Origin of the sequence: Methylobacterium sp. Leaf91, assembly GCF_001422815.1 — a bacterium.
GTDB lineage: Bacteria > Pseudomonadota > Alphaproteobacteria > Rhizobiales > Beijerinckiaceae > Methylobacterium.
Window position 1 is genome coordinate 280,376 of sequence record NZ_LMMP01000045.1, and the last position, 11,389, is coordinate 291,764.

General features: G+C 66.9%; 10 protein-coding genes and 1 pseudogene. 1 reads left to right on the forward strand and 10 read right to left on the reverse strand.

Annotated features, from left to right (window positions below):
* Positions 1-69: 69 nt before the first annotated feature.
* From ASF32_RS19815 to rpsF, 10 genes are all read right to left on the reverse strand, one after another.
* Positions 70-810, reverse strand: a complete 741-nt coding sequence (locus tag ASF32_RS19815) for an SDR family NAD(P)-dependent oxidoreductase (protein WP_056432370.1) — start codon at positions 808-810, stop codon at positions 70-72.
* Positions 811-818: 8 nt separating this feature from the next.
* Positions 819-2,309 (reverse strand): amidophosphoribosyltransferase, encoded by a 1,491-nt coding sequence (gene purF / locus ASF32_RS19820; RefSeq protein ID WP_018045057.1) that lies wholly within the window; start codon positions 2,307-2,309, stop codon positions 819-821.
* A 180-nt stretch (positions 2,310-2,489) separates the two neighbouring features.
* Positions 2,490-3,089: a CvpA family protein gene (locus ASF32_RS19825; RefSeq protein WP_056432373.1), complete on the reverse strand. Its 600-nt coding sequence runs from the start codon at positions 3,087-3,089 to the stop codon at positions 2,490-2,492.
* A 130-nt stretch (positions 3,090-3,219) separates the two neighbouring features.
* Entirely contained in the window at positions 3,220-4,656 is a 1,437-nt protein-coding gene (gene radA / locus ASF32_RS19830; RefSeq protein WP_056432520.1) for a DNA repair protein RadA, read from the reverse strand.
* 188 nt (positions 4,657-4,844) lie between these two features.
* Complete coding sequence (alr, locus tag ASF32_RS19835) at positions 4,845-5,954, reverse strand: alanine racemase (RefSeq protein WP_082469928.1); 1,110 nt, start codon at positions 5,952-5,954, stop codon at positions 4,845-4,847.
* Positions 5,955-6,277: 323 nt separating this feature from the next.
* Positions 6,278-7,765, reverse strand: a complete 1,488-nt coding sequence (locus ASF32_RS19840) for a replicative DNA helicase (protein ID WP_056254796.1) — start codon at positions 7,763-7,765, stop codon at positions 6,278-6,280.
* 407 nt (positions 7,766-8,172) lie between these two features.
* The gene (gene rplI / locus ASF32_RS19845; protein ID WP_056140488.1) at positions 8,173-8,736 is read right to left on the reverse strand and encodes a 50S ribosomal protein L9; all 564 of its coding nucleotides are present in this window, start codon (positions 8,734-8,736) and stop codon (positions 8,173-8,175) included.
* 67 nt (positions 8,737-8,803) lie between these two features.
* Positions 8,804-9,868, reverse strand: a complete 1,065-nt coding sequence (locus ASF32_RS19850; protein ID WP_056432375.1) for a hypothetical protein — start codon at positions 9,866-9,868, stop codon at positions 8,804-8,806.
* Positions 9,869-10,065: 197 nt separating this feature from the next.
* Entirely contained in the window at positions 10,066-10,353 is a 288-nt protein-coding gene (rpsR, locus tag ASF32_RS19855) for a 30S ribosomal protein S18 (protein ID WP_056432380.1), read from the reverse strand.
* A gap of 3 nt (positions 10,354-10,356) precedes the next feature.
* Complete coding sequence (rpsF, locus tag ASF32_RS19860; RefSeq protein WP_018045048.1) at positions 10,357-10,824, reverse strand: 30S ribosomal protein S6; 468 nt, start codon at positions 10,822-10,824, stop codon at positions 10,357-10,359.
* A 373-nt stretch (positions 10,825-11,197) separates the two neighbouring features.
* Here rpsF and ASF32_RS19865 point away from each other — a divergent pair.
* Positions 11,198-11,389: pseudogene (locus ASF32_RS19865) on the forward strand (PQQ-dependent dehydrogenase, methanol/ethanol family); the annotation flags it as partial.

Below are 11,389 nucleotides of genomic sequence, written 5' to 3' on the forward strand. Positions count from 1 at the left end.
CTTCGAGGCCTTCGCTTCGCTCCAGCACCTCAGGATGAGGTCGCGGGCAGGTTATGGGTGACAGAAAAGCTAAGCCGCCATCTGCGGCGTCAGCACCCGGTCGCTGGGGAAATCGTAGATCTTGCCCGATTGATCCCAATCCCGGCTCGCGAGACGCACGAAATGCGGTGCGAGGTCGTCTGGAGTCTTCAGTGTCGTCTCGTCCTCGCCCGGCATCGCCGCCTTGCGCATGGAGGTGCGGAGGGGGCCGGGATTAAGCAGCATGGCCTTGATCGGCGTGGTCTCGGTCTCCGCCGCGTAGGTGCGCACGAGGGCGTCGAGAGCGGCCTTCGAAACCGAGTACGGCCCCCAATAGGCCTTGCATTTCTGCGCGGCGCCGGAGGTGACAAAGATAGCGCGGCCCGCATCCGACCTCCGCAACAGCGGGTCGACGGAACGGAGCAAGCGCCAGTTGGCGGTGACGTTGATGTCCATCACCTGCGTCCAGGTCTTGGGCGTCACGTGGCCGAGGGGCGTCAGATTGCCGAGGATACCGGCATTGCCCACGACCACGTCGAGTTTCTGCCAGCGCTCGTAGATGCTTAGGCCGAGCCGGTCGATCGCGTCGAAATCGGTCAGGTCGAGGGGGACGAGTGTCGCGCTCGATCCCGCCTGCCGGATCGCGTCGTCCAGTTCTTCCAGCGCCCCTTGCGTCCTGGCGACGGCGACAATGTGAGCCCCGGCCTCGGCCAAGGCCAGGGCCGCCGCCCGGCCGATGCCGCGCGAGCAGCCGGTGACGAGGGCGATACGGCCGTCGAGGGGCTTCGTCATGGGTCGGATCAATCTGCTTCGGCGAGCATCGCGAGACGCTTCGGCCCGGCGATGGCGAGGTCGGTCAGGCCGGTCGGGTAGTCGCCCGTGAAGCAATGGTCGGTATATTGCGGGCAGGATTCGTTGCGGCTCTCCTCGCCCATGGCCTTGTACAGGCCCTCGATCGACAGGAAGGCCAGGGAATCAGCGCCGATGTAGCGGCGCATGCCTTCGAGGTCGTGGGTGGCGGCGAGCAGCTTCTCGCGCTCAGGCGTGTCGATGCCGTAGAAATCCGGATAGGTGATCGGCGGCGAGGCGATGCGGAAATGCACTTCCTTGGCACCGGCCTCGCGCATCATCCGCACGATCTTCACCGATGTGGTCCCGCGCACGAGGCTGTCGTCCACGAGGACGATGCGCTTGCCTTCCACCACGGCGCGGTTGGCCGAATGCTTCATCCGCACGCCGAGTTCACGCACCGACTGGGTCGGCTGGATGAAGGTGCGCCCGACATAATGGTTGCGGATGATCCCCATCTCGAAGGGCAGACCGGTCTCCTGGGCGAAGCCGAGGGCTGCCGGCACGCCGGAATCCGGCACCGGGATCACCACATCGGCGGCGGTGGCGGATTCGCGGGCCAGTTCGTGGCCGATATTCTTGCGGACGGAATAGACGCTCTTGCCGTTCACTACGGAATCCGGCCGGGCGAAGTAGATGTACTCGAAGATACAGGGGCGCATGGGCTGCGCCGGCGCGAACCGGATCGATTCGATGCCTTCCTCGGAGATGACGACGATCTCGCCGTTCTCCACGTCGCGGATGAACTTCGCGCCGATAATGTCGAGAGCACAGGTTTCCGAGGCGAGGATGTAGCGGCCGTCGAGTTCGCCGATGACCAGCGGGCGGATGCCGAGGGGGTCGCGGGCACCGATGAGCTTCTTGTTGGTCAGCGCCACGATGGCGTAGGCGCCCTGGACCTGCCGCAGGGCTTCGGTGAAGCGCTCGACGATCAGGGGCGCGCGGCTGCGGGCGGCGAGGTGCAGGATCACTTCCGTGTCGGAGGTCGACTGCGTGATCGCGCCGTCGCGGACGAGGTCGCGGCGGATGGAGAGGGCATTGGTGAGGTTGCCGTTATGGGCCACCGCGAGGCCGCCGCTGGCGAGTTCGGCGAAGAGCGGCTGGACGTTGCGGAGGATCGTGCCTCCGGTCGTCGAGTAGCGCACGTGGCCGATGGCGGCCGAGCCTTCGAGATGCTCGATGGTGGAGCGGTCGGAGAACGAATCGCCGACGAGCCCGGGCCGGCGTTCGGAATGGAAGATGTGCCCGTCGAAGGAGACGATGCCTGCCGCCTCCTGGCCCCGGTGCTGGAGGGCGTGGAGGCCGAGCGCCACGATGGCGGAGGCGTCCGGATGGCCGAAAATGCCGAAGACGCCGCACTCTTCGCGCAGCGTGTCCCCGTCCCGGTCCAGCCCATCCACCACGTCGACCGAATGGCGGGCGCTCGCGCTGCGTGCTGACATCTGGTTCTGCGATCCTAAGGTGGCCCGCCGCTGCCGGTTTCGGCACCGTCCACGGACCGGCTTGCATCCTGCGACCGTTTTATGACGACGGCCGCTTCCTGCAAGAAGCCGTCATTTAGTCGGCCTTGGTTCCGCAACCAAGCGGCTTGCCACGCAGATCAGACGCGCTGCGTGAGAAGGTCAGCGTCGTGCGGGCGACTCCGTCCGGCGTTGCGCGGGCGCCGTATCGCCCTCACCGGCCGGCTCGACCGGGTCCGCCGTGCCGTCGCCCTTGGACTTCTTGAACTGCTTCAGGAACCCTTCCGGGTTCTCCGGCAGCTGCGCCACCAGGGCGTCGCCCGATTTCTCGAGCATCGGGCGGCTGCGAGCCTGCGCTGCCCAATCAGGCATCTTGCCCTGGACCAGCCAGGCCAGGAATACCCAGCCGATCACGCAGATGAGGAATCCGCGCCCAGCGCCGAAGACGAAACCGAGGGACCGGTCGATCGCGCCGATGCGCGAATCGAGGATCATGTCGGAGACCTTCACCGTGATGATCGACACGATGACGAGGGTGAGGAGGAAGATGGTGGCGATGGAAGCCACCAGCGCAACGGTGGCATTGGAGACGTGCTGGCTCACCGTGGGCAGCAGCAGGGGATAGAGCTTCCAGGCCACTGCGGCGGCGGCGACCCAGGCGACGATGGCGAGAACCTCGCGCGTCGCGCCGCGGACGGCGGCCAGAAGGGCCGAGATGACGACGATGCCGAGAACGGCCAGATCGAGAACGGAAAACGGCATTGATTGGTATGGTCGCACGGGGCAGAGGGGCTGACGATGGCCTGCTCGTGCGGCTCCCCCTCGCCGCCGCGCCTGTATATCGTGCGGAAACTCGGCCGTCACCCTCCGGTACGCCCTCCCTTCGCGGGCCTCACTCGTCGTCTTCGTATTCGTATCGCGCCGGGTTGCGCTCGGGCCGGCCGCGTTTGGGCGCGCCGCTGGCGATGCCGGCCACGAGATCCGCAATGTGGCGCAGGGCTTCCGTAGGCAAGGAATTGTCGCCGACCTCGTTGCGCCCCTGTGGCGTGACGGCTTTGGCGAAGCCGAGCTTCAACGCTTCCTTCAAACGCGATGGTGCCTGCGCCACCGGTCGGATCGCTCCGGAGAGACCGATCTCGCCGAAATAGACGGTCTCGCCCGGCAGGGCCGCGCCCGACAGCGACGAGACCAGGGCGGCCGCTACGGCAAGGTCGGCCGCCGGCTCCGTGATGCGCAGGCCCCCTGCGACATTGAGATAGACGTCGTGGGTGCCGAGCCGGATACCGCCATGAGCCTCCAGCACCGCGAGCACCATGGACAGGCGGTTGGGATCCCATCCGACCACTGCGCGGCGCGGCGTGCCGAGGGAGGAAGGCGCCACCAGGGCCTGGATCTCCACCAGCAGGGGCCGTGTGCCCTCCATGCCGGCGAAGACCGCGGTGCCCGGTGCCGCATGGTCGCGCCCCGCGAGGAAGAGCGCCGAGGGGTTTGGCACCTCCGCGAGGCCCCGATCGGTCATTTCGAACACGCCGATCTCGTCGGTGGGGCCGAAGCGGTTCTTCACCGCCCGCAGGATGCGGAAGTGATGGCCTTGGTCGCCCTCGAACGAGGCGACGGCATCGACCATGTGCTCCACCACGCGGGGACCGGCGATCTGTCCGTCCTTCGTCACGTGGCCGACGAGGATCACCGCCGTCCCGGTGGTCTTGGCGAACCGGATCAGCGATTGGGCCGAGGATCGGACCTGGGTCACCGTGCCGGGGGCGGATTCCACCGTCTCCGTCCACATGGTCTGAATCGAATCGATGATGGCCAGGGCCGGTGGGCGCCCCTGGCTCAGGGTCTCGACGATGTCCTCGACATTGGTCTCGGCGGCGAGATCCACCGACGCGCTCGACAAGCCGAGGCGCTCGGCCCGCAGGCGCACCTGCGCCACCGCCTCCTCGCCGGAGATGTAGACCACGCGCTCACCCGTCCACGCCATGGCGGCGGTGGCCTGCATCAGCAGGGTCGACTTGCCGATGCCGGGATCGCCACCGAGCAGGATCACCGAGCCGCGCACGAAGCCGCCGCCGGTGACCCGGTCGAGTTCGCCGATGCCGGAGGGAATGCGCGGGGCCTCGCGGGCCTCGCCGGTGAGCCCTTCCAGAGGAAACACCCGCCCCCGCGCCCGGCTCGGCCGCGTCTTGACCGGCCCGGCCTGCGGGCCGCTCGCGCCCGTTTCCTCGACGATCGTGTTCCAGCCGTTGCAGGCTTCGCAGCGCCCGCGCCAGCGATTGTAGACGGCGCCGCAGGATTGGCAGACGAAGGTCTGGTGGATCTTGGCCATGATCGCCTTTTGAAGAAGCACGGACGACAGTCTGCGGCCATCCAACCCGCGCCCTCATCCTGAGGTGACCGCGCCAGCGGACCTCGAAGGAGACCTTCAGGGCCGGCGGCGCCATCTGGAGTTCTCCTTCGAGGCCTACGCTTCGCTTCGGCACCTCAGGATGAGGCGGTGGATTTGGAATCGCCGGATCAGTCGGTAGACTCTACATAACGACGAACATATCGTGAACCAAGGCCGGTCAGGATTTCGTAGCCGATGGTGCCGGCGGCGTGGCCTACACTGTCCACGTCGAGGGAATCACCGATGAGAACCGCCGGTTCGCCGCGACGGGCCTCAGGCGCATCGGTGACGTCGAGGATGATGAGGTCCATTGAGATCAGGCCGACGATGGGGCAGGGCACCCCGCCGACGAGGGCATGGCCGCGACCACTCGCCGAGCGCGGATACCCGTCGGCATAGCCGATGGAGAGGGTGGCGAGCCGTCGCGGACCGGGAGCGGTCCAGCGGGAATTGTAGCCGGCGCTGTCCCCCGTCTCCACGTCGCGGATCTGGGCGATCCGCGCTTCGAGGCGCACGACCGGCCGCATCGGGTTCGGGCGTCCCGGCATCGGGTTGCCGCCGAACAGGGCGTAGCCCGGCCGGAGCATGTCGTTCGCGATGCCTGCGCCGAGATAGCAGCCGGAAGAATTCGCGAACGAACCCGGAATGCCCGGAAAGGCGCGGCGTACCGCATCGAAGTCCTCGCACTGGCGTCGGTTGATCGCCTCGTCGGGCCGTTCGGCACTGACGAGATGGCTCATCAGCAGGTCGATCCCCGCCGCTGGGATGATCGGGTCTCCGGCGAGAGCCAGGGCTTCGGGGACTGTCAGGCCGAGGCGGTTCATACCCGTATCGATGTGAAGAGCCGCGGCGAGCGGTCTCCCCGCCTCTGCACCCAGCGCCACCCATTCCTCGAGTTCCTCGCGCGACCCGAGGACCGGGCGCAGGGTATGCGCGGCGAGGATGGGGCCGCTGCCGGGAGCGAGGCCGTTGAGGACGTAGATCGTGGCTTCCGGCAGGAGCGACCGCGCGATGATCGCCTCGCTCGCATGGGCGACGAAGAACGTCCGGCAGCCGGCCTGCCACAGGACCGGGGCAACCACGTCCAGACCGCAGCCATAGGCGTCGGCCTTCACCACGGCGGCGCAGGGGATATGCGGGGCCTGCGCGCCGAGCCGGCGCCAGTTCTCGGCGATGGCCGCGAGGTCGATGGTGAGGCGGGCGCCGTGAATGGCGGCCTCCGGATGAGCGATCGACATTGCAGGATCTCGTTCGAGCGCGGTGATGGGGCAGTCTCCGCTGCCTGCAGATCTCATGTGAGGAAGCGGAGTCTACCGTCTCTCGCAGGGTGGACCATAGAGTCGACGGTCTCTGTAGCGCCCTTCGCTCCTCAGGGCGGCGCTAAAGGATTTACATCCGCTCTTTCAAGCGGGCCGCGTCCATCTCAGCCTTGTGGCGAGAGGTTAGGAGCGGGGGTGATTGGGGGCCCCTCGATTGGCTGAGGCTAGGGGACCGATACCCGCCTCCAACTCCTCCCCACAAGAAGGAAGAGGGTCACCCTCACTCGGCGGTATGGAACCGATTACATGCGCTCCGGCATCCGGTCTTCGCTGGCCAGATCCGAGAAGCGCGTGATGTTGGCGTCGAACTGCAGCTCCACCGTGCCGGTGGGGCCGTGGCGCTGCTTGCCGAGGATGACTTCGGCCTTGCCGTGGACGCGGTTCATCTCCGCCTCCCAGGCGAAGAACTCCTCCGTGCCTTCGCGCGGCTTCTTGTTGTTGACGTAATATTCCTCGCGGAACACGAACATCACCACGTCGGCGTCCTGCTCGATCGAGCCCGATTCGCGAAGGTCGGAGAGCTGCGGGCGCTTGTCGTCGCGATTCTCCACCTGACGCGAGAGCTGCGACAGGCCGATGATCGGCACCGCGAGTTCCTTGGCCAGCGCCTTCATGCCGGTGGTGATCTCGGTCATCTCCTGCACGCGGTTGTCGCTGCGCTTACCCGAACCGGAGAGCAGCTGCAGATAGTCGATGATGAGGAGGTCGAGACCCTTCTGGCGCTTCAGGCGGCGGGCGCGGGCGGCGAGCTGCGCGATGGAGATGCCGCCGGTCTGGTCGATGTAGAACGGGATCGTCTGCATGTCCCGGGCGGCATCGGTGATCTTGTAGAAGTCCTCCGGCCGGATGTCGCCGCGGCGGATCTTGTAGGACGGCACGCCGGATTGCTCGGCGATGATACGGGTGGCCAGCTGCTCGGCCGACATTTCGAGGGAGAAGAACCCGACGATGCCGCCGTTCTTGGTCTCGATCCGCCCGTCGGGCTGCTTCTCGCCCCGATAGGCCTTGGCGACGTTGAAGGCGATGTTGGTCACCAGCGAAGTCTTGCCCATGGCCGGACGGCCGGCGAGGATGATCAAGTCGGAGGATTGCAGACCGCCCATCTTGGCGTCGAGATCCGACAGGCCGGTAGCGATGCCCGAGAGCTTGCCGTCGCGCTGGTAGGCCTTGGCGGCCATGTCCACGGCGGCAGTCAGCGCATCGGAGAATTTCTGGAAGCCGCCATCGTACTTGCCCGATTCGGCGAGCTCGTAGAGCCGGCGCTCGGTGCCCTCGATCTGGTCGCGGGGCGAGGATTCCACCGGCGCCTCATAGGCACCGTTGACCAGATCCTCGCCGATGGTGATCAGCCGGCGGCGAATGGCGAGATCGTAGATGGTGCGGCCGTAATCGCCCGCGTTGATGACGGTGGTCGCCTCGGCCGCGAGGCGGGCGAGATACTGCATCACCGTCTGGCCGCCGAGATCGGCGTCACCGAGATAGGTCTTGAGCGTGATCGGGGTCGCGAGCTTGCCGACCTTGATCAGCGAGGCGGCGACCTCGAAGATCTTGCGGTGGACATCCTCCATGAAATGCTCGGGCAGGAGGAAGTCCGAGATCCGGTAATAGGCGTCGTTGTTGACGAGGATCGCGCCGAGCAGCGCCTGTTCCGCATCGATGTTGTGGGGCGCGACGCGGAACTCCTGCGTGACGCTCTGTAGGTTTGCCGTCAGGGCGTTGGGCAGGGCCATGGGCTGACTCGAGGCTCCGACTTCTTCGACACCGCGCGGCGATTCCGTCGCCGCATCATTCCGCTACCGCACGACCATGGCCCAGGCATGGTTAGCCGAACCTTAGCCGATTCGCGCGACGCGCCTTTCGCGCCGCCCCTCTCACCTCATCCTGAGGTGCCCGCTTCAGCGGGCCTCGAAGGAGGGCTCCAGAACCCACCGTGCGAACTGGAGGCCTCCTTCGAGGCCTCCGCTGCGCTCCGGCACCTCAGGATGAGGTGGCCGGGCGGGATGGAGTGTGCCCGGATTGCGACACGAAAAACGCCCGCCACCCCTTTCGGGATGACAGGCGCCATGCTGGAACAAATCGGGAACCAGTCAACCCCTTCGGGCGACGATCCCCGTTCTCCACCGGTCGTGGATGCAGCTTACTCGCGGTCGTCGCCGGCCTCGGCGAGAGCGGCGCCGACTTCGAGGCCGAGGTCGTCGAGGTTGAACGCCTCACGCTCGGTGGTCGATTCGCCGCGGGCCTGACGCTCGGCCTCTTCCGGCGAACGGGCGACGTTGACGGTGACGGTCACCTCGACCTCGGGGTGCAGCACCACCGGCACGTTGTGCAGGCCCAGCGTCTTGATCGGCTGGTTGAGGGCGAACTGATCGCGGCCGACGGTGAAGCCCTCAGCGGTGACGACTTCGGCGAGATCGCGGGTGGAGACCGAACCGTAGAGCACGCCGGTCTCGCCCGACTGACGGATCAGCACGAAGCTCTTGCCCTCGAGGGTCTCGGCGACGGACTGGGCCTCGGTCTTGCGCTCCAGGTTGCGGGCTTCGAGCTGCGCGCGCTGGGTCTCGAAATGCTTCTTGTTGCCGGCGGTGGCGCGCAGGGCCTTGCCGCGGGCGAGAAGGAAGTTGCGGGCGTAGCCCGGCTTCACGTTCACGGTCTCGCCCATCTGGCCGAGTTTGGCGACGCGCTCGAGGAGGATGACTTCCATGATCTTGGTCCTTGCTGGGGTGGGGTGTGTCGAGAGAGATCCGGCCGCGTGACGCGGGAGACGGGCCTCAGGTTCGTCCGGCGTCTTCCTTGGGACGGCGCCGGTTGAAGGCGGTGTCGGCGAGGCCGAACAGCGTCAGGGCGAAAAGGGCGACGCCCTGCGTGAAGAACAGGATGAGATAGAGCCCGAACAGGAGGGCCATGCGTCCGGGCCGGCCACGGCTGCGGTCGTGGAAGGCGGCGAGGCCCTGCATGGCGAAGGCGGCGGTCAGCGCACCGATGAGGCAAACGCCGAGGACGCCTGGATAGCCGGGCACCAGGGCCAGCACGAAGGCCGCTCCCAGGATGCCGAGGACGGAGCGCGGCATCGCGGTTGAGGGGATGTCGGGCCAGGGCCGAGGCAGGCGGCCGGAAATGCGCACGATCCGGCCCGCGGCCCAGAGATAGAAGGTGAGCAGCACGGCAAGACCCTGCGTCGCCAGTCCGGGGGCGATCGTCGCCAGGGCATCCGCCACAGCGTTCTGCTGGTCGGTGCCGGGTTCGGCGGAGGGCGCCGTCTTCGCATCCGATTCTGGCTGAGTCGCTGGCGTCTCCGTGGGCGGGGCATTCTCTACCGGCGCGGGATTCTCCGTCGTCGAAGGGGTTCCTGCAGGTGCAGCGGCGGGGGGCGTCGCACGGGTCTTGCCCTGCATCGTCACCAGCGTGCGCGTCATCCCGCGCAACTGGGTCTGGAAGGTCTCGAAGTTCGGCGACGCGATGACCGCGATGGCGACGAAGGCGAGCCCGGCGGTGCCGGCGGTCCAGGCGAGAAGCCGCCCGGTCGGGTACCATTCCATGGTGCCGTCGGCATTCGGGCGGCCGAGCAGGGCGAGATAGGCCAGCCACCAGGCCGGCAGCGCCAGATAGGCGAGGAAGCCGAGGCCGAGGAAGGGCTGCAGGAAGGAGAGCGCGATGGCGCCCGTGATCGCAGCGACGAGGGCGGCCTTGTGGCTCCAGCCGAGGCCCACGATCAGGATCGGGAGCGGGGCGAGCAGATAGAGAACGATCGACAGCAAAGTGCCCTTCAGCAGGACGCCGAAGAGGAGTGCGGAGACGAGGCCCGCGCCGATGCCGATACCGAGAAACTGTGTCATCGATCCCGCTGTCCCGCTGTCCCGGAAAAGGGCAGGGTTAGAGGCGTTTCATTTCGCCCCAACGACGTCCGGCAGCGCGCATGCGGCCGATACGAAGAATGTTTCCGCCGACCTGTGGCAGCGGAAGTAAAGATTCTGCGCCGCCGCGCGGGCGGCGGGCGTCCTGGCCCGGATCGAACCGAGCCAGGACGATGGTCTTACTTGATCACGTAGGGGAGGAAGCCGAGGAAGCGGGCGCGCTTGATCGCCTGGGCGAGTTCACGCTGCTTCTTGGCCGACACCGCCGTGATGCGCGACGGCACGATCTTGCCGCGCTCGGAAACGTAGCGCGACAGGAGCTTGACATCCTTGTAGTCGATCTTGGGAGCGTTCGCGCCCGAGAACGGGCAGGTCTTGCGACGACGGAAGAAGGGACGACGTCCGCCGCCCGCACCACCACCACCACCAGCGGCAGGAGCCGCACCAGGTCCAGCACCGAAACCCATGGCTTAGTTCTCCCCGCCGAAGCTGCGCTCGGGACGGTCGCCGCGATCACCGCGGTCGCCACGATCCCGGTCGCCACCGAATCCACCACCACCGAAGCCTTCGTCGTCACGACGACGGCCGCGCTCACGATCCTTGCGGTCGTCGCGGTCGCGCTTCTGCATCATCGCCGACGGCTCGGACTCGAGCTCTTCGACGCGGACGGTCATGAAGCGCAGGACGTCCTCGGAGATCTGCATCTGGCGCTCCATCTCGGCGAGAGCCGCCGGGGGGGCGTCGACGTTGAGGAGCGTGAAATGCGCCTTGCGGTTCTTCTTGATGCGGTAGGCGAGGGACTTCACGCCCCACATCTCGATCTTCTCGACCTTGCCGCCGTTGGCTTCGATGACGCCCTTGTAGGTCTCGACCATGGTCTCGACCTGCTGGGCCGTCACGTCCTGGCGCGCCAGGAAGACGTGTTCGTAGAGAGGCATAACGGGCCCTTCATAGCAAAAGGGGCCCGACGGCACGGATGTGCGGATGTCGATCGTCGGGCCGGTTCAACGCGTTTCACCCGGCGCCAAGCCCTTCGAGCCGTTTGAAGGCCCGAGCGGTTGATCGAAGGCGGAGACACGGGACGATGGAGCGAACTCCGCATGCCGGACAAGCCGGCACCGTCCGTTCAGCCCCCAGCCGGAGCGAACGCGAGCTGCGGCGCATAGACGAGTTCGGGCGGGATGGCAAGGATGACGGTAGACATGATCGCCCCGATCCCAGCGGCAAGGAAGCCCGCGAATCGATCCGCATCCGATGATAGAGGAGCCGCCGGAACGCGCACGCCATGTTGGAGGATCGCCGATGTCAGCTATGAAACGAGCCGTGGCCCTCCTGCTCTGTCTCTTTGCGTCCGGCCCGGCCATCGCCGACGAGCCCGTGCTGCAGACGGTCGATTACGCCAACACGCGCTATTCGAAGCTCGACCAGATCAATGCCAGCAACGTTAAGCAGCTGCAGGTGGCCTGGACGTTCTCGACCGGTGTCCTGCGCGGCCACGAAGGC